Below are 16,637 nucleotides of genomic sequence, written 5' to 3'. Positions count from 1 at the left end.
TTGTATGATATCGCGATATCATCGCGATGGAGGTGGTCACGATGACGAACCTGCTGATCCGTGGACTGAGTGAGGCTGCCGTCGAGCACATCGATGCCGAGGCAGCGGCGCTGGGGCTGTCGCGCAACGAGTTCCTGCGCCGGCGACTGGAGCAGGACGCCTCGGCTCCGGCCGCCGCGACGGTCACTGCCGATGACTGGGGTCGCTCGGCGGCGGCCTTCGGGGACCTTGGCGATCCTGGCGTGATGGATGACGCGTGGCGGTGACCAGCTGGCTGGTCGACAAATCGGCATACGTGCGGATGCAGACCGGGCAGGCGGCGAGCATTGCCGAGTGGAACTCGCGCATCGAGCGTGGGCTGATGCGTCTTTCGGCGGTGACGCGGCTCGAACTCGGCTTCTCCGCACGCTCGGGTGACGCAGGTCGCGAGGCGTTCGGGCTGCCGCCTCTGTCGCTCATGCCGATCGAGCATCTCACCCCTGCGATGGAGGACCGCGCCTTCGAGGTGCAGATGCTACTTGCCGACCGTGGCCAGCACCGCGCTCCGTCCATCCCGGATCTGCTCATCGCAGCGACAGCGGAGAAAGCTGGGCTGACGGTCCTGGCCGTTGACAAGGACTTCCATCTCATCGCTGAGGTCACAGGTCAGCCAGTGGAGACGCTCGCCTTGGTCTGACTCATCAGACCCGTGCCGCCAGGTCATGAGATGGCTGTACGTGCCGGAACACGGTGGAGTTCCGGTTCAACATTCAGTGGTCGGCGCTGATCTGTTCCGCGACTAGGTCTGCAACGCTTCGTGGGGGCCGACCGAGAAGACGGGTGAGCGTCGCGTCGGTCTGGGAGAAGTGGCCGTGTCGGGTGGCCTGAAACATGGACAGGGTGAAGCGGGCGGCAGGCTCCGGTATGCCGCACGCGACCTCACCCGCGACCCAGGTCTCATCGTCGACGTCGATGCGTTCGATCGGACGGCCCGTGAGTTCAGTTGCTGCTGCTGCGAAGTCGGCGAGAGTGATCGGTGAGGACGGGACGAGATCGACAGGTCCGTCGAACTCGGCGTCGCCGGTGAGGATCGACGCTGCAGCTTCGGCTGCGTCTCGTCGATCCACCCAGGCGAGCGGCCCGTCGGCAGGCTTGGCGATCCGTCCGGTGCGCTGCCACGGCCCGAGCAACTGATCGAGGTCTCCGTAGAACCCGTTCCGCAACGCTGTCCACGGCACACCCGTCTCTGCAAGGTGCGTCTCCGTCGCCGCGTGGATGGCGAGCGGCGGATACGGGGTGTCGAATCCTGTGCCGTGCGCGCTGGTATAGAGAATCCGCCGGGCACCTGCCGCGACGGCCGCATCGATCGCACGGCGATGCTGGGCGACGACATCGGCTGCGAGGTCGCTCGAGGAGACGAGCAGCACCTGGTCGGCGTCGGCGAAGGAGTGACGAAGGGCTTCGGGGTCGTCATACGTCCCCTGACGCACTCGGACGCCGCGCCGGGTGAGTGCGTCGGCGCGAGACGGGTCTCTGACGCTGACGCCGATCTGCGCTGCGGGAACCCGCTGCAGGAGATGCTCGACGGTGGCGCCGTTGAGGCTCCCCGTCGCTCCGGTCACGACGATCACGGCGGTGCCCTTTCATCGATGTGCTCTCGCCGATCCGTTCCCGGCGAGCGAAGTTGACCACATTGGTCAATTTCTTGTGGAGTACGATGATGAGCGAAGTTGACCTCGTGGGTCAAGTTTGTGGCTTGGAGTGACGATGAGCAGTGGAGGTGGCTCCGTGGCGTTGCGGTCCGATGCGCGCCGCAACGTCGAGCGGATCCGCACGGCGGCGATCGACGTCTTCCGCGAGCAGGGCCTTTCGGCGCCGCTCGAGGAGGTTGCTGCGGTCGCCGGCGTGAGCAAGGCGACCATCTTCAACAGGTTCGGTGGCAGAGTCGGCCTCATCGATGTGGTCATCGAGGACGTGGTCGCACAGGAGCTGCTGGCAGTCATCGAACGCGCTCGTTCGGTGCCGCACGTCGACACTCGGATCCGCACCTACATCCGCGAGTTGCGGGGCCTTCAATACCGCCTGCGCGCCGTCAATGAGGTTCTGCTGCAGGAATTCCCGGCCTCCGAGCCATTGATGGCCCTGTGCCGCGCGGGTGAGCGGTTCCATGGCGAATTGGTCGACAAAGGGCAGGCGGCCGGTGTCCTGTCGCTCGAGCTCAGGCCTGGCGACTTCCACGCTTTGGCTATCGACACGGCCCTCGCGCTCAAGTATGGCAACCGCCCCCCGCAGGGGGACTACGACCGGCGCACGATGTTCGTGCTCGACGGGTTCTGCCCAAGGGTCTGATCGGCAGGTCTGATCGGCACGACGCCGCTGGTCCGCCGGGCACGAGGCTCGTGGCCACGCACCCGGCGTGGGTGCTTCACGGAAGCGCCGCGAACGCCTTCTTGGTGTCGCGATACCAGCCCATCGCCTTCATCGGGTGGCGCCAGCGGTTCTTCATCTCTTCGTGCGCCGGGGCGTGGGCGGTGTCGCCACCGCGGACGCTCTCCCGCAGATGGCGGTCCTGCGCCTTGATGATCTCGTCGGCGGTCTCGCCGCATAGGTCGGTGTCGCACGGGCCGCCGAGCTGGCGGCAGGTCATGGTCTTCATGGTGGTCTCCTTCTGATGGGCAGGATGCTCGGGCGATGGCAGGGTCAGCGGAGGGCTCGTAGCACCAGCGTCTCGATCTGTCGCTCGACCTCGTCGGTGATCTCGGTGATGGCGAAACTGGCCGGCCACATGGTGCCGTCATCCAGCTGGGCGGCATCGCTGAAGCCGAGCGTGGCGTAGCGGGCCTTGAACTTCGCGGCGTGCTGGAAGAAGCAGACGATCGTGCCGTCGAGTGCATAGGCCGGCATGCCGTACCAGAGCTTCGGTGCGAGTTGCGGCGCGCTTCTGGTCACGATCGCGTGGACCCGTCGTGCGAGGTCCCGATCGTGCCCAGGCAGTTCGTCGATCCGGGCGACGACGGCCTGCTCGGACTCGGCGGCCTTCTGTGCTGCGGACGTCCGCTTCCGGGCGGCGCGGGTCTCACGTGCCCGCTCCTTGATGGCGGCCCGTTCCTCGGCGGAGAAGTTCTCCCCGTCGCCGGGAGTGCTCCGCTCCGTGCGTGTCGAGGTGCTCGCGGTCATGGCTGTGGTCCTCTCGTTACGATCCACTAGCGGCACGATGCGTGCCGTTGAGCCCAGTGTGCGCCGATGGCGCCATACTGTCAACGGCACGCATCGTGCCGGTATGGTGAAGTCATGACCCGTCGAAAGCAGCAGCCGCCCGCGGCAGCGCGGCAACCACGGCGGCGCGGCGAGGAGCGGACTCGGGAACTGCTCGAGGTCACGCTCGAACTCGCGGCCGAGGAGGGCTACCGCGGACTGACCGTCGAGGCCGTCGCGCGTCGCGCCGGCGTCGGGAAGCACACGATCTACCGGCGTTGGCCGTCCATCGCCCAGCTGCTGTTGGATGCGTTGAACCACGTGTGGATCAGTGACCTCGACTACCGCACGACTGGCGAGATCCGAGCCGATCTCCGCGAGCAGTTCCTGCGGTCCAGTCGGGCGTTGTCCACACCGCCGATCGGTCCCATCTATCGGGCAGTCATCGCCGAGGCGCAGGCTGACCCGGAGCTACGCGCGACCTTGCACGAGCGATTCCTCGCGACCGTCGAGCGGCGCACGTTGGAGCGCATTCTGCTTGCCCAGCGCAATGGCGAGCTCGACCCCGTAGCCGACCTCGAGATCGCGGCCGAGGTGCTTGCCGGGACGCTCTACTATCGCTGGTTGCTCACGCCCCGCCCGATCGACGAGCGCACGATCGACGGCCTCATCGACCTCTTCCTCGCTGCCTACGGCACGCACGACGCCCCGTGATTCTCATGGCGGGGGCGGTGCGTAGGTCGGTCAGTCCGGCCTCGGTTGCCTGCGGTTCTGCTTGATCTCGGAGCGCTCTCGCTTGCTCGTCAGTCGGCGCTGATTGGAGCCGCGGGTGCGCCGGGTCGGCCGCCGCGGCACCGAAGGTATGACGGCGTCGCGCAGCAGCGTCGCCAGACGCTCCCGCGCTGCGGCGCGATTGCGACGCTGGGAGCGGTGCTCGGAGGCGCTGATCGTGAGCACCGTGCCCGCGAGGCGAGAGGCAAGCCGCTCGAGCGCGCGTTGACGCTGCACCTCCGTGAGCGCTGTCGTCGTCCCGATATCGAGGCTGAGTTGCACTCGCGAGTCTGCAGTGTTGACGCCCTGGCCGCCCGGCCCGGACGAGCGGGAGAACTGCTCCAGCAACTCGCCGGTCGGCACGGTCATGCCCCGGGGTGCGCCCGGGCCCGGTGAGATGTGCAGGTTGTCCACGCCGCCCAGTTTGCCTGCTTCGGACCCATTGGCTGTCACCGTACGGCGGGCTCAGGGTGTGCGGTCCTCGGCGACGGTGAAATGGTCCACGTCTCCTGGCGACTCCAATTCGTCCAGGACGGCGATCGCCAGGTCGGCAGCGCTGATCCGGGAGGCGCCGTCGGCGTCGGTGAGCAGGGTGTCGGTGCCGCGCCTGTACCGCCCGCTGCGCGTGCCCGGCTCGAGGACGGCGGGCGGACTCAGATAGACCCAGTCCCGGTGGGTGTGGTTCCGGCACAGGTGGAATTGCTCCAGGCTCGCTGCCGCGACCGGGCGCCATACCTCCGGCACGTAGACCCGGTCGTCGATCAACAGCCGGTTGGTGTCATCGGGTGAGCGCAACGGAGCAGCGCCGCCGACGACGAGGACCCGCGTGCCGCGCCGCCCGGCGACGTCGAGGAATCCTCCTGTCAACGCAGCAAGTTCGCTCTCCGCGCCAGGACGCAGTCGGATGGTCAGGACCGCGGTATCGACCGTCGCCAGGACCGAGTCGACCGCGGCTGTGTCGCCGACGTCGAGGGCGCAGCTCGTGAGGCGGTCGGCGGTGACAGCGCCCTGCGGAGTTCGAGCGACGCCGGTGAGGTGATGGCCCCGAGCCAGCCCTTCGGCGACGATCGCGCTACCCGCCATGCCGGTCGCTCCGAATACGGCAATCTTCATGAGGTGTGCCTTTCGAGGTGTTTCGAGGGGGTCAACTGCCCGGCGACCATGGCCGTCAATGCGACTGAGAAGCCAAGCAATTGAAGGAGATTGAGAGCCTCGCCGGCGATCACCGCGCCGAGGAACGCGGCCATCAGCGGAGACAGCAGTCCGAGCAGTGCCGTCGCGGTGACCGGGAGGCGCCGGATGCCGGAGAACCACAGGCCATACGTCAGCAGCGCGCCGACGAGTGTGAGCCACAGGTAGCCTGCGACGGCGGGTGCGTCGATGCCTGCGGGCACGCCGTCGATGAGCATGGCGGGCAGCGTGAGCACGACACCGGCAGCAGCGAGTTGCCAACCGGCCAGGCCGAGTGCGGAGACGCCGGCTGGGCGCCCCCACTTCTTGGTCAGCACGACACCGGTCGCCATTGATCCGGCTCCGGCGAGCCCCGCAACGAGCCCGATGGGATCGAGTCCGGCCTCCGGCCCCAGCACGACGAGTGCGACGCCGACGAGTCCGACGACACCCCACCCGACCCGCCAGATCGACAGCCGTTCGTGCAGTATGCCGACCGCCAGGAACGCCACGACGATCGGTTGCGCGGCCCCGAGCGTGGCCGCGACGCCGCCGGGCAGATGCTGCGCGGCCACGAAGAGCAAGGGGAAGAAGGCCCCCATGTTCAACGTGCCCAGCACGAAGCTCTTCCACCACCACGAGCCGTGTGGCAACCGGCGCGTGATCAATAGTGCGATCACACCTGCCGGGAGCGCGCGCATCATCGCAGCGAAGAGCGGATGTCCGGGCGGGAGAAGGTGCGTGGTCACGATGTATGTCGAGCCCCACACCATCGGTGCGAGAGCGGTCAGTGCCGTCACGTCGAGACGGGCCGGACTGACGGTGGGCGCGGTGGCGGTCGGGATCGTTGTCGTGCTCATTCATCCATCGTCAGCGCGTGTGAACCATGAGTCCAACACATTGTTTTCATTAGAATCATGCACTGACATCATGTATTTATGGAGCTTCAACAGATGCGTTACGCGGTTGCAGTTGCGGAAGAACGCAGCTTCACCCGGGCTGCAGAGCGCTGCCATGTCGTGCAGTCAGCGCTGAGTCACCAGGTCAAGGCACTCGAACGTGAGCTCGGCACAGGACTTTTCGTCCGGAACAGCAGGCGCGTCGACGTCACGCCTGCCGGCGAGGCGTTCGTGATCGCGGCCCGTGCAACACTCGAGTCCGCCGAGCGAGCGGTCACCGACGCTGCCGCAGCCAACGGGCAGATCCGCGGGACGTTGACGGTCGGTCTGATACCCACCGTGACCGCGCTCGACGCGTCGGCCGCGTTGGGTGCATTCCACCGCGCACATCCCGACGTGCGGATCAACGTGCGCGGCGGGGGTAGCGACGAGTTCATCTCGGCGATCGCAGACGGCGCAGTCGACGTGGCGGTCCTCGGCCTGCCGGGCCCGTTCTCGCACAAGGGCGTTCGAGCGAAGGTGCTCGCCCACGAACGTCATGTCGCGGTCATGCCCGCCGGGCACCGGCTCGCCTCGCGTCGCCGGCTGCGACTGGCAGATCTGGCCGACGAGACGTTCGTCGACTTTCCCGCCGGTCGTCCCGGGCGTGCCCAGACCGACCTGGCGTTCGCGAGGCAGCGCCTCAGCCGTCAGGTCGCGATCGAGGTGATGAGCGCGGACCTGATGCTCGGCCTGGTCCGACACGGGCTCGGTGTCGCGCTGCTCACGCCCCAGGTGATCCCGCAGGACGCAGGCCTGCGCACGATCGCCGTCGTCGACGGACCCACTCGCGCCGAATATCTCGCGTGGAGCGCGTTCAACCCGTCACCGGTCGCCGGTGCCTTCCTCGAGAGCGTTGCCGCCATACGGTGAATCACTCGGTGTCGCGGGGGAGTTGGGGGTAGTCGGGGATCGGGTAGACGCCGACGGCGAAACCGTGCACCACGTCGCCACGTCGGGGGAGCGTGTCGAACTCCTCGACCAGGGCCTTCATCCGACGCCAGAACTCCTTCTTCTGGCGTTCGTCGATCCGGGCATGCCGGATGAAACCCCACAGCTGCCCTTCGCTGTATGCCGGTCGCGACTCGCGAGCCGCGACCTCGAAATCGTTGAAGTCCGTGGGTGTTTCGCCGTTGCCGGCTTCCGATGAATCGAGCGACACGTAGAACATCTTGGCCGTTCTGCCGTAGAACGCCTCGTCAATGGCCCGGACCCTGCGCGTGCGAACAACCCGCGCCATGCCGGCTTCCGTGAGCACCTTGACGTGATGGGCGACAGTGCTCTTCGGCCGGCCGACAGCCGTGCTGATCTCGGTGACGCTCGCCGCGCGCTCATGCAGGAGGCCGAGGATCGTCGTGCGCAACGGATTGCCGAGTGCACGCACCTGGGCGGGCGTCGAGAGCGCCAGCTGGTCCTCGAGCTCGTAGTCGGGTGTCTTGCCGTCCATGGCAAAACATACTAGCGTGACCGAACGTTCGAAATTATTGGTTCATTAATGTGGAGTTGCTTATGGCCGAGATCATCCTGTTCCATCACGCCCAGGGGCTGACCCAGGGCATGCGGGCTTTCGCCGACGCCCTGGGCGCCGCAGGGCACACCGTGCACGTGCCCGACCTTTACGACGGGCGGACCTTCGACACGCTCGAGCCGGGTATCGACTACGCACGCGAGATCGGCTTCGACACCGTGCGCGAGCGCGCCGCTGCCGCAGCCGCATCGCTGCCGGAAAGCCTTGTCTATGCAGGATTTTCGTTGGGCGTCTCGTCGGCGCAGCAGCTCGCGCAGACTCGCCCGGGCGCGGTTGGAGCGCTCCTCTTCGACGCGTGCATGCCGGCTTCGGAGTTCGGCTCCTGGCCCGACGGATTGCCCGCGCAGATCCACGGTGGGGTCGACGACGAGTTCTTCGAGGAGGACCTGCCATTCGCTCGAGAGCTGGCAGACGCGGAGCCGACCGCCGAGCTGTTCCTCTACTCCGGCACCAAGCATCTCTTCGCCGACTCCTCGCTGGCGTCGTATGCCGAGCAGGCCGCGGAGCTGCTCCTGGAGCGCACGAAGTCCTTCCTCGCTGCGCTCTGAGCTCGCAGAGGCGGCATTGCGTCATACGCTGGTCCGCGTGAAAACAACTGGGGCGGAACGGTATCGCGAACGTAGGCTGACCAGATGATGCCGAAAGCCACGGCACGCCTCCGGTTCCGCGAGATGGCGGAGGACGACCTCGACGCGATGTCCGCCCTGCTCGGAGACCCCGAGGTGATGCGGTTCTATCCACGGTCGAAGACGCGTGATGAGGCACTCGCCTGGATCCGGTGGAATCAGCACAACTACGCGGACCACGGCTTCGGCCTCTGGATCGTCGAGACCCACGACGGCCGGTTCGTCGGCGATTGCGGGCTGACCTGGCAGCTCGTCGAGGGGGAGCAGATCCTCGAGGTCGGTTACCACACAGTGACTGATCTGCAGGGTCACGGCTACGCGACGGAAGCCGCCCGTGCGTGCGCCGCTCTGGCGTTCGGGCCGATCGGCAGCACGCACCTGGTGGCGATCATCAAAGCTGCCAATGTCCCGTCGCAACGGGTCGCCGAGAAGATCGGGCTCCGCCTCGAGCGGACCGCCGAGGTGCACGGCGGGCCTGTCGTCATCTACGGAAGTGATGCTCCCGAATTCGCTTGACGGCGAATGCCGGTGCGAGGAACGTACCTCCGGGAGTGATTCACGATGACCGAGCAGGGGAGCGCACCGACGGTCGTGTTGGTGCACGGGGCATGGCACCAACCGTGGCACTGGCACGAGGTGGTGGGCCGACTCACTGCGGGAGGGCGTGCGGTCGACCTGGTCGACCTGCCCAGCTGTGGGCCGGATCGCGGTGACCTGTATGACGATTCGGCTGCGATCCGCGCCGTGCTCGATCGGCATACGGACGTGGTGCTGGTCGCGCACTCGTATGGCGGGATCCCGGCGACCGACGCTTCAGCGGGGCACCCCGCTGTGCGTCGGCTGGTCTACCTGTCGGCATACATGGCCGATGTCGGCGAGAGTCTGGGCGGCTTCGAGCCGCCGGCCAGCGAGCCGAACATCCACCCGGAGACGGATCTGGAGATGGTCGACGAGCGCACGATGGTGATGAAGCCGGATCGCGCGCCGGACGTGCTTTTCCACGACTGCCCGGACGTGGGTGCCGCCGTCGACCACCTGCGCGGGATGAACCCTGCAGTGCTCGGTCAGTCACCCGAATCCATTGGGTGGCAAGGCATTCCGTCGACGTATGTCGTGACGACCGACGATCGCGCGACTGCGGTGAGCGTGCAGCGCCAGCTCAGTCAGCGCGCCGACTCGGTCGCTGAAATCCCTTCTGGCCACTCGTCGTTCCTGGCACGCCCCGACGACGTGTCCCGGATCATCGAGGATGCTGTCGCGACGTCATACCGCTGATCGTGCGTATGACGCGAGCCGGGTTGCCGACCGCCACGACGTCGGCCGGGATGTCCTTGGTGACGACCGTGCCGGCGCCGATCACGCTGTTGTCGCCAATGGTGACGCCCGGGCAGACGATGACTCCGCCACTGAGCCAGACGTTGTCGCCGATGGTGATCGGCTGCGCTGCCTCCAGCTTGTCGCGCCGAGGCTGCGGGTCGATCGGGTGGGTCGGGGTGAGCAGTTGGACGTTCGGGCCGATCTGGCAGTCCTCGCCGATGGTGATGGCGGCGACGTCGAGTGCGGTGAGGTTGTAGTTGGCGAAGGTGCGCGCGCCGATCGAGATGTTCTCGCCGTAGTCCACGAACAGCGGCGGCTTCACGTACGCTTCCGCGCCGAGGTGACCCACGAGTTGCTCCAGCAGCGAGCGTGCCTGCGGGTCGTCGGCCACCACGGCTCGGTAGTAGGCGTCGGCCAACTCCATGCCACGCTGCGCCAACCGCGCGTTCTCCGGATCGTCGGCAATGTAGAGGTCACCGGCCAGCATCCGCTCGCGGTTGGTCCGGGTGTCGCCCGCGAAGTGGTCCTGCATGCCGTCGAGGGTAACGATCCTGCGCGAGTGCTCCGTGGACTAGCTCGGGCGACGGGCGACCATCAGGCCGATGCTGCCGCGCTGCACGACGTCGTCGTCCTGATTGGTGAGGGTGAGCTCCCGGTCGAGGATGCCGGCCGTGCCGCTGCTGGTGGCGCGCACACCGGTGATGACGAGTGTGCAGCGGACCGTGTCACCGGCCATGATCGGTCGCTCGAATCGCCATCCGTCGATGCCGAGCAGCGCGATCGAGCATGCCTCGAAAACACCCAGCCGGGAGACCAATCGCATCGCGACGGACAGGCCGAGCACGCCGTGCGCGATCGGCTCGCCGAAACGGCCACCGGCGCTGTGCACTGCGTCGGTGTGCACGGGGTTGGTGTCCCAACTCCAGCCGGCGAAGGAAGCGATGTCCGCCTCGGTGATGGTGCGTCGCTGGGTGCGGAACTCCTGGCCGACCGCGAAGTCCTCGAAGAACCAGTCGGCAGGCGGCATACGTCCTGTCACGAGAGCAGCGCTCTCACTGCGTGCCTGCGCTTCGCTTGACCAAGTCGCGCCACTCGTCGTTGTCCATGCCCGCGGCGACCAGCTTGGCGGGGTCCTGCTCGGAGCGGACGAAGACGTGACATGTGTCGCCGTCCTGTGCGAGAACGACGTCGCTGGTGTCGCGGTCGCCGGCGTCGTTCCACGTGCTCACACTCACCAGTGCCTTCTGCGGGCTTGCCTCCAGGACCGCATCCGCGTCGGCATCCTCGGCGCCACGGTCGCCGGACGGCAGCCGCTCCCAGAGCCGGTCGTAGGTGTCGTCGGTCTTGCGCAACGAGTAGAAGTGAATGCCGAGCGCGTCGATCAGCACCTCGAGAGTGACGCCGTCGGGCTGCGGCATCAGGATGAACCGCCACGGGTGATCGGGCTCGGATCCCGTGACGCGAGCATCGATCACGGTGCGCGCCCGATGCTGCAATGCCGTCGCGAGGCCGAGGTCGCCGCGGATCTCCAACTCGTCCGAGCCGGCCTCGGTGGTGATCAGGTTGCGCGCCACCAGGGAACGCACCGCCTCCGCCACCAGGGCGGGGTCGGGCTCCTGCTCCAGCAGATGCGCGATGCCGCCGACGGCGTAGATCTCGGCGAGGGTGTAGCCGCCCAGCGGCACGGGGCCGGTGTCGACGAGTTCGACCAGGGCTTCCAGCGAGTGCTCCGGTATGCCGACCCGGTTCGCCTGGCTGCTCATGTCGTCTCCTCGTTCTTCTGGTCGGTGTGCTTGTCGGATGTGCCGGGACGGCTGTCGGCCGGCAGGCGTCGTGTCACGGTGCGCAACTCCCGGTCGCCGCCGCGGAGCACCGTCGGGCGGGTCACGCCGGCATCCGGCAGCGACCAGGACGGCGTGAACTGCGACGCGTCGGCCAGCACCGCGAGTGCCGACTCAGCCGGGGACGCCTCGACATACACCTCAGAGGCTCCGAAGAGTCCGCGCCCGTTGCGTGACCGGGGGTTGAAAACGAGCTCGGCCAAGGTGTTTCGGCGGTCCGGGGGCGGGAAGCGTCGCGCCAGGTCGGGAGACGCCGATGTCGTGTCATCCAGGTCTTCGACCCGCTCCAACGTGTCGGTGAGTCGTTCCTCCGCCTTGGGCGACACGGGGACTCGAGCCGACAGCGCAGGCGAGAGGTAGACCGGATGGCGTTCGGTCTGCTTCGACAGCCCCCACGGGCCGACGTTGCTCTTGGTGAAGCGATAGACGACGTAATCCCACAGGTGCCGGATGTCATTCATCGTGGGCAGGTGCAGCCCCGGACCCATGGCGGCAGGTGTCTTCTCCAACTGCACCCAGGTGCCGGTTTTCGTTCGCCCGTGCAGCTTTTCGCGCACCAGCGGCCCCTTCAGCCCGAGATCGGGGAATTGCTTCTTGTCGACCTTGGGGTGATGACTGGACAGGCGTTGATGCGTCTTGGGGAAGTTCCAGCGCTCGTAGAGAGCGGGGTCGTCGACGAGCACGTGCCCGCCCCACAACACCTCGCACAGTTGTGGCACGTCGAGCCCGTGGCGTTCGAGGTCGGCGATGATCGTGGCCTCGGCGGGGGTGAGGCGGTCCCCGGCGAGGGTGAGCCCCTCGCGGAACTCGCCGGCCCTGGACGTTATGTCGATCAACAGCTTCACCCGGGTGCGGACCTGCTCGGCCGCGGCGCCGCTGAGGACCGCGGCCGCCCCGGTGTCGGCGGACTTGGCATCGGTCATCCCAGCACCGTAACGCCTATGTCCCGGATTGCAGGGCGTGCCTGTCAGCGGCCGGGCTCAGTGACGCGGCTTCCTGTTCCAGAGCTGGTGGGTCAGGCCGCTGGGCGAACTGATCTGCTCGATGTCGAAGCGGTCCTCGACACCCTCCAACTCGCCGAAGAGGCTGGTGCCGCGGCCGAGGGTGATCGGCACGATGGCGAGGTGGAGGAAGTCGATCAGGTCAGCTTCGAAGAACTGCCGCACGGTGGACGGGCCGCCGCCGATGCGGATGTCCTTGCCCGGTGCCGCGTCCTGAGCCAGCTGCAGCACCTCCGCCGGTGATCCGTCGACGAAGTGGAAGCTGGTGCCGTTGTCGAACCGGATCGTGTCCCGGGGATGATGCGTCAGCACGAACACCGGTGTCAGAAAGGGTGGTTCGTCCTCCCACCACCCTTGCCAACCGTCGTCCGGCCAGTCGCCGGTCTGCGGGCCGAACTTGCGACGGCCCATGATCTCGGCCCCGATGCCCTGCGCCCAGAGTGAGGTGAGCGCCAGGTCGACGGTGATCGGTGCATCGACGCCCTCGATCCCGTGGATGCCGCGACCGTCGAATCGCCCGAACAGACGCTGGGCATCGCCGATCGGCTGATCGAACGTGACGTGCTCGGCAGCGGCGAAGCCGTCGAGTGAGACGAACATATTGTGCACGCGGGTGCGGCTCATGGTGCCTTCCATCGAGGTGCAGAACATCTGAGAGCCTAGGAGCCTCATGGGACAACCGCGCGAACTCACTTTCCGAGAGGCGATCGCGGCCGACGTGCCGGCGATCGTCACGTTGGTCGAGTCGGCATACCGAGGTGACACCAGTCGCGCTGGCTGGACGACCGAGGCCGATCTGCTGCACGGTCGTCGCACCGACGAGGGTCTGGTGAGCGAGATCCTCGACGCACCGAATTCCGTGCTGGTGGTGGCTGTCGGAGCCGGCCACCCCGCCGACCACATCGTCGCGTGCTGTCAGCTCGAGAAGCGTGCAGACAGAGCCTATTTCGGACTCTTCGCGGTGTCCCCGAGTGCTCAGGGCAGCGGCATCGGCAAGCAGCTGATCGCGTATGCCGAGGCGTATGCCGCGCAACAGTGGAGCAGCACCCGGATGGAGATGACCGTGATCCGGCAGCGCGCGGACCTCATCGCGTTCTACGAACGGCGCGGCTACCGGGACACCGGCATCCGCTCGCCCTTCCCGTATGGCGACGAGCGTTTCGGCACACCGCAGCGGGACGACCTCGAATTCACCCTGCTGGAAAAGGAACTGGCGACCGAGCGCTGAACGTCAGCGCTCCCGCTGCGCCGCACCGAACAACACCGGGCCGCCGTCGCCGAGCGCCATCGCGAGCTGCTTGACAAAGCGGGGGAGCAGCTCGGGGAGGTCGTCGACGTCGAACCACCGCACATCGTTGGACTCCTCGTCACCGACACGCGCTTCGCCGGCAACCCACCGGCAGCGGAAGGCGTGATCGAGATATTGGCAGCGGTCACCGTTGTCGTAGGCGATCGGCCGGAGGGCAGTGACAGCCAGCAGGCGCTCGACCGCGATCTCGACGCAGGCCTCCTCCTGCGACTCCCGCGCTGCGGTGACGTCCGGCTCCTCGCCCGGATCGCAGATGCCGGTCACCGGAGTCCAGCGGGCGTTGTCGGCCCGGCGCACGAGGAGCACCTGCGTGCCGTGCTCGCCCTCGCGCAAGATGTATGCCGATGCCCCCGGCATCCAGAGCAGGTCGGTGCCGATCTTCTCGCGCAGCGCGGCGACATACGGCGGAGTCGACATGCCCTCGATTCTAGGAAGGGACGGTGGCGTTCTGGCAGACCCATCCTTCGGGGGTCTCACCGGCGTGCAGGAAATCGGCCAGGTCGTCGTGCGTCGCCTCGTCGAGGTCCAGATCCGCCCGCGGGTAGATGATCGGCTCTTCCTTGGTGTTGTGCTGATCGAGCAGCGCGAGCAACTCGCGACACCGGTCCAGCAGCGCGGTGTTGTCGGCCGTGTCGTCAGCCCCGGTGAGCTCGGACTCGATGACACCCATCGCATCCCAGAGCGCACCGTGCTCGCGCAGCATGACCATGACCGGCATCATCAGCCCGGCCGCTCGCAGCGGTGGGAAGAGGAACGTCTCCTCGAGGTAGATGTGTCGTCGCAGCGCGGTCATCGCGCCGAGTAGCGGCTGGGCGCGGACCTCGCCGCGCTCCGTCCCGGCAACGAACTCCTCGATGCCCGAGTCGATTTCGCGGTGTTCGCGAGTCAGCGCCGTCGCCAGCTCACCCATGGGTGTCGAATCTTCGGACATCTCTTCGGGCATCGGACTCTCCTTGTGATTGTCAGGCGGCCATGAAACAGCCGAGCACGAGCAGGACCAGGCTGAGCGCACCGAGCGCGGCCCGCATCATGCCTGCCGTCCGGTGGCCGGAGCGGATCGCCGGGTCGGTTGCCGCGTCGCGGCCGGCCGTGACCGCGTCGTGCCGCAGGCGCGTCATGTGTCGTGCCTGTTGCACGGCAGCAGCCAGCAGCGCGACGAGCAGCACCGCGACGATCGTGCTGATGATCAACACCGCGTCCCACGAGTGGTGTCGGGCGGCCAGGGCGCCGCTGATCAGCGCGACCGCGAGGGCGGGGGTCCCGACGCGCAGGTAGGCCCGGCCCAGTGAGCGGAAGAACCTGACGCGCTGGGCAGGATCCAGAGTGGTGGTCGCGGTCCGCGCGACAACGGCGATCGCGACGTACCCACCGATCCAGACGCTCGTGCTGAGAACGAGGACGGTGATCAACACACCGTGACCGAAGCTCGACATGTTTGTCACAATAGACGGTTGTAAAAAAGGTCGGGCACCCGGCCCGGGTGGTGAAACTGTCGGCCAGTCAGGCGCTCAGTGCTGCGGCTGTGCGTCCCAGTTGCGCGCCCACTGGACCACGTCGCGGACGGTGGCGTCGGGGTCGTTCGCGAGGGCGCGCAGGACTGCGGCCGGGACCGCAGGATTGGCAGCGACCCAGCAGCGCACGCCGGCCACGGGGTCCTGCGCGAGCTCGTGCAGCAGCGACGCTGGGGTGCGGGGTTGCCGTGCGACACACTGCCGCACGGTCGGGTCGGTGTCGCGCGCGAGCAGCTCAAGCACGTCTGCCGGACACCGCTGGTTGAGTGCTGCGCTCTGCCGGATCGCGGGGTCGTTGCTGTGGGCGAGGCCGCGGATGCGGCGCAGAGTGCCCTCGGTGACCGGCGGGCTCGGGTGTGCCGCGCGGATCTCCTCGGGCGTCATCGGCTCGTCGGGCACCTCGCGCAGCGCTGCGCGTTGTGCGGCGGTCAGGAAGGTCACGCAGGACATCGCAGTCTCCTCGGCTGGCGGATTCCCACCGTATGACGCACCGGCGACACCCGCTCGGCGGGCCCTGTCACGAGCCGAAAAGAGTTCTCACTTCGGGAGTTTCGGCGAGGGACGTGTCAAGGCCGGTCAGCTCGGCGTACGAGCCCTGCGCGGTCGGGCTGCGCACCGCCAAGGAACCGGCGGTCACAGCCGAGCGCAGCGCGCGTGCCCGGCATGCACCTGCGGCGAGTTCTGCGCAGTAGACGCCGCAGAAGGCGTCACCGGCCCCGGTCGTGTCGACCACGTCAACGCTCGGAGCGGCGGCATACAGGGCCCGCTCCGTAGTGCACGAGATGGCGCCTCGACCGCCGAGAGTGGTCACCACCGTGTGTGCACCGCGATCGAGCAGCATGCGCGAAGCGCTCACGACGGCCTCCGGATCTGCGTCGCAGGAGAGCTCCGTGCCGGACACTGTGGCGAGTTCGTGCTCATTGACGATGAGCACCTCGCAGCGACGGAGAAGTTCGTTCGGCAGCGGTCTGCCCGGAGCGGCATTCAGCACGAATCTTCCCGGCCCGGAGGCTGCCAACTCCACGATCTGCAACGGGATCTCGAGCTGGCAGAGCAGAATGTCGTCGTCGCGCACCGGCAGATCGAGGTCGGTCCACCGGTGATTCGCGCCCGGCACGACCAGGATGGTGTTGTCACCCGACGCGACGGTGATCCACGCGCTGCCGGTGGGTTCGTCGTCGAACCGGTGGATCGGGCCGCAGTCGACTCCGGCGTCCTGCAGAGCCCTCAGTGCCGTGTCCCCTTCTGGATCCGTGCCGAGAACACCGGCCATCACTACGGATGCGCCCGACCTCGCAGCAGCAACAGCTTGATTCGCGCCTTTGCCCCCGACCGATTCGGTCAGCGATGTCGCGAGCAGCGTCTCACCTGGTTGCGGAAATCGATCGAGCACGATCGTGCGGTCGACATTGATCGACCCGACGACGACTACGCATGCGGTCATGACGGTG

At 67.4% G+C, this 16,637-nt stretch carries 26 protein-coding genes; 9 read left to right on the top strand and 17 right to left on the bottom strand.

Annotated elements, in window-relative coordinates; translation table 11 throughout:
- Positions 1–41: 41 nt before the first annotated feature.
- Positions 42–266, top strand: coding sequence for a type II toxin-antitoxin system VapB family antitoxin (vapB, locus tag ACSZL9_RS07240; protein ID WP_446664792.1), 225 nt, complete (start codon positions 42–44; stop codon positions 264–266).
- Positions 257–676 carry a PIN domain-containing protein gene (locus ACSZL9_RS07235; protein WP_446664791.1) on the top strand — a complete coding sequence of 140 codons (420 nt, stop codon included), beginning with the start codon at positions 257–259 and terminating at the stop codon, positions 674–676. The genes vapB and ACSZL9_RS07235 overlap by 10 nt, the downstream gene beginning before the upstream one ends.
- Positions 677–749: 73 nt before the next feature.
- On the opposite strand, the gene ACSZL9_RS07230 is transcribed toward ACSZL9_RS07235, so the two are convergent.
- The gene (locus ACSZL9_RS07230) at positions 750–1,610 is read right to left on the bottom strand and encodes an NAD(P)H-binding protein (protein ID WP_446664790.1); all 861 of its coding nucleotides are present in this window, start codon (positions 1,608–1,610) and stop codon (positions 750–752) included.
- Between the two features lie 157 nt (positions 1,611–1,767).
- On the opposite strand from ACSZL9_RS07230, the gene ACSZL9_RS07225 reads away from it, so the two are divergent.
- Entirely contained in the window at positions 1,768–2,328 is a 561-nt protein-coding gene (locus ACSZL9_RS07225) for a TetR/AcrR family transcriptional regulator (protein ID WP_446664789.1), read from the top strand.
- A 76-nt stretch (positions 2,329–2,404) separates the two neighbouring features.
- On the opposite strand, the gene ACSZL9_RS07220 is transcribed toward ACSZL9_RS07225, so the two are convergent.
- Together ACSZL9_RS07220 and ACSZL9_RS07215 are read right to left on the bottom strand one after the other, a co-directional pair.
- Positions 2,405–2,635 carry a hypothetical protein gene (locus ACSZL9_RS07220; protein WP_446664788.1) on the bottom strand — a complete coding sequence of 77 codons (231 nt, stop codon included), beginning with the start codon at positions 2,633–2,635 and terminating at the stop codon, positions 2,405–2,407.
- Between the two features lie 44 nt (positions 2,636–2,679).
- Positions 2,680–3,156, bottom strand: a complete 477-nt coding sequence (locus ACSZL9_RS07215; protein WP_446664787.1) for an iron chaperone — start codon at positions 3,154–3,156, stop codon at positions 2,680–2,682.
- 114 nt (positions 3,157–3,270) lie between these two features.
- Here ACSZL9_RS07215 and ACSZL9_RS07210 point away from each other — a divergent pair, with 114 nt between their 5' ends.
- Positions 3,271–3,888, top strand: a complete 618-nt coding sequence (locus tag ACSZL9_RS07210; RefSeq protein ID WP_446664786.1) for a TetR/AcrR family transcriptional regulator — start codon at positions 3,271–3,273, stop codon at positions 3,886–3,888.
- Between the two features lie 30 nt (positions 3,889–3,918).
- Here the strand turns inward: ACSZL9_RS07210 and arfB are convergent, their stop codons facing one another.
- From arfB to ACSZL9_RS07195, 3 genes are read right to left on the bottom strand one after another with little or no spacing between them, the layout of a single operon-like run.
- The gene (gene arfB, locus ACSZL9_RS07205) at positions 3,919–4,359 is read right to left on the bottom strand and encodes an alternative ribosome rescue aminoacyl-tRNA hydrolase ArfB (RefSeq protein WP_446664785.1); all 441 of its coding nucleotides are present in this window, start codon (positions 4,357–4,359) and stop codon (positions 3,919–3,921) included.
- 51 nt (positions 4,360–4,410) lie between these two features.
- Positions 4,411–5,058 carry an NAD(P)-dependent oxidoreductase gene (locus tag ACSZL9_RS07200; RefSeq protein ID WP_446664784.1) on the bottom strand — a complete coding sequence of 216 codons (648 nt, stop codon included), beginning with the start codon at positions 5,056–5,058 and terminating at the stop codon, positions 4,411–4,413.
- Positions 5,055–5,975 (bottom strand): EamA family transporter, encoded by a 921-nt coding sequence (locus ACSZL9_RS07195; protein ID WP_446664783.1) that lies wholly within the window; start codon positions 5,973–5,975, stop codon positions 5,055–5,057. The genes ACSZL9_RS07200 and ACSZL9_RS07195 overlap by 4 nt, the downstream gene beginning before the upstream one ends.
- A 78-nt stretch (positions 5,976–6,053) precedes the next feature.
- On the opposite strand from ACSZL9_RS07195, the gene ACSZL9_RS07190 reads away from it, so the two are divergent.
- Complete coding sequence (locus ACSZL9_RS07190; protein WP_446664782.1) at positions 6,054–6,926, top strand: LysR substrate-binding domain-containing protein; 873 nt, start codon at positions 6,054–6,056, stop codon at positions 6,924–6,926.
- A gap of 1 nt (position 6,927) precedes the next feature.
- Here ACSZL9_RS07190 and ACSZL9_RS07185 read toward each other — a convergent pair whose 3' ends face one another.
- Entirely contained in the window at positions 6,928–7,500 is a 573-nt protein-coding gene (locus ACSZL9_RS07185) for an ArsR/SmtB family transcription factor (RefSeq protein WP_446664781.1), read from the bottom strand.
- A gap of 62 nt (positions 7,501–7,562) precedes the next feature.
- Between ACSZL9_RS07185 and ACSZL9_RS07180 the strand changes: the two genes are divergently transcribed.
- The 3 genes from ACSZL9_RS07180 to ACSZL9_RS07170 all read left to right on the top strand — a co-directional run bounded on the left by ACSZL9_RS07180 (position 7,563) and on the right by ACSZL9_RS07170 (position 9,482).
- Positions 7,563–8,129: a dienelactone hydrolase family protein gene (locus ACSZL9_RS07180; protein WP_446664780.1), complete on the top strand. Its 567-nt coding sequence runs from the start codon at positions 7,563–7,565 to the stop codon at positions 8,127–8,129.
- 84 nt (positions 8,130–8,213) lie between these two features.
- Positions 8,214–8,723 carry a GNAT family N-acetyltransferase gene (locus ACSZL9_RS07175; RefSeq protein ID WP_446664779.1) on the top strand — a complete coding sequence of 170 codons (510 nt, stop codon included), beginning with the start codon at positions 8,214–8,216 and terminating at the stop codon, positions 8,721–8,723.
- Positions 8,724–8,768: 45 nt separating this feature from the next.
- Positions 8,769–9,482 (top strand): alpha/beta fold hydrolase, encoded by a 714-nt coding sequence (locus ACSZL9_RS07170; RefSeq protein WP_446664778.1) that lies wholly within the window; start codon positions 8,769–8,771, stop codon positions 9,480–9,482.
- Here the strand turns inward: ACSZL9_RS07170 and ACSZL9_RS07165 are convergent.
- Genes ACSZL9_RS07165 through ACSZL9_RS07145 form a run of 5 tightly spaced genes read right to left on the bottom strand, consistent with a single transcriptional unit; the run spans position 9,448 to position 12,990 of the window.
- The gene (locus ACSZL9_RS07165) at positions 9,448–10,056 is read right to left on the bottom strand and encodes a sugar O-acetyltransferase (protein ID WP_446664777.1); all 609 of its coding nucleotides are present in this window, start codon (positions 10,054–10,056) and stop codon (positions 9,448–9,450) included. The genes ACSZL9_RS07170 and ACSZL9_RS07165 overlap by 35 nt on opposite strands.
- Positions 10,057–10,095: 39 nt before the next feature.
- Positions 10,096–10,551: a MaoC/PaaZ C-terminal domain-containing protein gene (locus ACSZL9_RS07160; protein ID WP_446664776.1), complete on the bottom strand. Its 456-nt coding sequence runs from the start codon at positions 10,549–10,551 to the stop codon at positions 10,096–10,098.
- A 25-nt stretch (positions 10,552–10,576) separates the two neighbouring features.
- Complete coding sequence (locus ACSZL9_RS07155; RefSeq protein ID WP_446664775.1) at positions 10,577–11,287, bottom strand: hypothetical protein; 711 nt, start codon at positions 11,285–11,287, stop codon at positions 10,577–10,579.
- Positions 11,284–12,288: a hypothetical protein gene (locus ACSZL9_RS07150; protein ID WP_446664774.1), complete on the bottom strand. Its 1,005-nt coding sequence runs from the start codon at positions 12,286–12,288 to the stop codon at positions 11,284–11,286. The genes ACSZL9_RS07155 and ACSZL9_RS07150 overlap by 4 nt, the downstream gene beginning before the upstream one ends.
- A gap of 57 nt (positions 12,289–12,345) precedes the next feature.
- Positions 12,346–12,990, bottom strand: coding sequence for a dihydrofolate reductase family protein (locus ACSZL9_RS07145; protein WP_446664773.1), 645 nt, complete (start codon positions 12,988–12,990; stop codon positions 12,346–12,348).
- A 46-nt stretch (positions 12,991–13,036) separates the two neighbouring features.
- Here ACSZL9_RS07145 and ACSZL9_RS07140 point away from each other — a divergent pair, with 46 nt between their 5' ends.
- Positions 13,037–13,594, top strand: coding sequence for a GNAT family N-acetyltransferase (locus ACSZL9_RS07140; protein WP_446664772.1), 558 nt, complete (start codon positions 13,037–13,039; stop codon positions 13,592–13,594).
- Positions 13,595–13,597: 3 nt separating this feature from the next.
- Here the strand turns inward: ACSZL9_RS07140 and ACSZL9_RS07135 are convergent, their stop codons facing one another.
- From ACSZL9_RS07135 to ACSZL9_RS07115, 5 genes are all read right to left on the bottom strand, one after another.
- Positions 13,598–14,092 (bottom strand): NUDIX hydrolase, encoded by a 495-nt coding sequence (locus tag ACSZL9_RS07135; RefSeq protein ID WP_446664771.1) that lies wholly within the window; start codon positions 14,090–14,092, stop codon positions 13,598–13,600.
- A gap of 10 nt (positions 14,093–14,102) precedes the next feature.
- Positions 14,103–14,618: a hemerythrin domain-containing protein gene (locus tag ACSZL9_RS07130; RefSeq protein WP_446664770.1), complete on the bottom strand. Its 516-nt coding sequence runs from the start codon at positions 14,616–14,618 to the stop codon at positions 14,103–14,105.
- Positions 14,619–14,637: 19 nt separating this feature from the next.
- Entirely contained in the window at positions 14,638–15,108 is a 471-nt protein-coding gene (locus ACSZL9_RS07125; protein WP_446664769.1) for a hypothetical protein, read from the bottom strand.
- Positions 15,109–15,183: 75 nt separating this feature from the next.
- A complete protein-coding gene (locus ACSZL9_RS07120; RefSeq protein WP_446664768.1) occupies positions 15,184–15,636 on the bottom strand; it encodes a hypothetical protein in 453 nt (150 codons plus the stop codon).
- A gap of 67 nt (positions 15,637–15,703) precedes the next feature.
- Positions 15,704–16,630, bottom strand: a complete 927-nt coding sequence (locus ACSZL9_RS07115; protein WP_446664767.1) for a ribokinase — start codon at positions 16,628–16,630, stop codon at positions 15,704–15,706.
- Between the last annotated feature and the right edge of the window lie 7 nt (positions 16,631–16,637).

Source organism: Flexivirga sp. B27 (assembly GCF_052905685.1).
This window is presented reverse-complemented; position numbering and strand designations above follow the sequence as displayed.

Coding starts and splice junctions, on each gene's coding strand:
- vapB (WP_446664792.1), top strand. CDS start 42: ATGACGAACCTGCTGATCCGTGGACTGAGTGAGGCTGCCGTCGAGCAC.
- ACSZL9_RS07220 (WP_446664788.1), bottom strand. CDS start 2,635: ATGAAGACCATGACCTGCCGCCAGCTCGGCGGCCCGTGCGACACCGAC.
- ACSZL9_RS07215 (WP_446664787.1), bottom strand. CDS start 3,156: ATGACCGCGAGCACCTCGACACGCACGGAGCGGAGCACTCCCGGCGAC.
- ACSZL9_RS07210 (WP_446664786.1), top strand. CDS start 3,271: ATGACCCGTCGAAAGCAGCAGCCGCCCGCGGCAGCGCGGCAACCACGG.
- ACSZL9_RS07200 (WP_446664784.1), bottom strand. CDS start 5,058: ATGAAGATTGCCGTATTCGGAGCGACCGGCATGGCGGGTAGCGCGATC.
- ACSZL9_RS07195 (WP_446664783.1), bottom strand. CDS start 5,975: ATGAGCACGACAACGATCCCGACCGCCACCGCGCCCACCGTCAGTCCG.
- ACSZL9_RS07190 (WP_446664782.1), top strand. CDS start 6,054: ATGGAGCTTCAACAGATGCGTTACGCGGTTGCAGTTGCGGAAGAACGC.
- ACSZL9_RS07185 (WP_446664781.1), bottom strand. CDS start 7,500: ATGGACGGCAAGACACCCGACTACGAGCTCGAGGACCAGCTGGCGCTC.
- ACSZL9_RS07180 (WP_446664780.1), top strand. CDS start 7,563: ATGGCCGAGATCATCCTGTTCCATCACGCCCAGGGGCTGACCCAGGGC.
- ACSZL9_RS07175 (WP_446664779.1), top strand. CDS start 8,214: ATGATGCCGAAAGCCACGGCACGCCTCCGGTTCCGCGAGATGGCGGAG.
- ACSZL9_RS07170 (WP_446664778.1), top strand. CDS start 8,769: ATGACCGAGCAGGGGAGCGCACCGACGGTCGTGTTGGTGCACGGGGCA.
- ACSZL9_RS07165 (WP_446664777.1), bottom strand. CDS start 10,056: ATGCAGGACCACTTCGCGGGCGACACCCGGACCAACCGCGAGCGGATG.
- ACSZL9_RS07160 (WP_446664776.1), bottom strand. CDS start 10,551: ATGCCGCCTGCCGACTGGTTCTTCGAGGACTTCGCGGTCGGCCAGGAG.
- ACSZL9_RS07155 (WP_446664775.1), bottom strand. CDS start 11,287: ATGAGCAGCCAGGCGAACCGGGTCGGCATACCGGAGCACTCGCTGGAA.
- ACSZL9_RS07150 (WP_446664774.1), bottom strand. CDS start 12,288: ATGACCGATGCCAAGTCCGCCGACACCGGGGCGGCCGCGGTCCTCAGC.
- ACSZL9_RS07145 (WP_446664773.1), bottom strand. CDS start 12,990: ATGAGCCGCACCCGCGTGCACAATATGTTCGTCTCACTCGACGGCTTC.
- ACSZL9_RS07140 (WP_446664772.1), top strand. CDS start 13,037: ATGGGACAACCGCGCGAACTCACTTTCCGAGAGGCGATCGCGGCCGAC.
- ACSZL9_RS07135 (WP_446664771.1), bottom strand. CDS start 14,092: ATGTCGACTCCGCCGTATGTCGCCGCGCTGCGCGAGAAGATCGGCACC.
- ACSZL9_RS07130 (WP_446664770.1), bottom strand. CDS start 14,618: ATGCCCGAAGAGATGTCCGAAGATTCGACACCCATGGGTGAGCTGGCG.
- ACSZL9_RS07125 (WP_446664769.1), bottom strand. CDS start 15,108: ATGTCGAGCTTCGGTCACGGTGTGTTGATCACCGTCCTCGTTCTCAGC.
- ACSZL9_RS07120 (WP_446664768.1), bottom strand. CDS start 15,636: ATGTCCTGCGTGACCTTCCTGACCGCCGCACAACGCGCAGCGCTGCGC.
- ACSZL9_RS07115 (WP_446664767.1), bottom strand. CDS start 16,630: ATGACCGCATGCGTAGTCGTCGTCGGGTCGATCAATGTCGACCGCACG.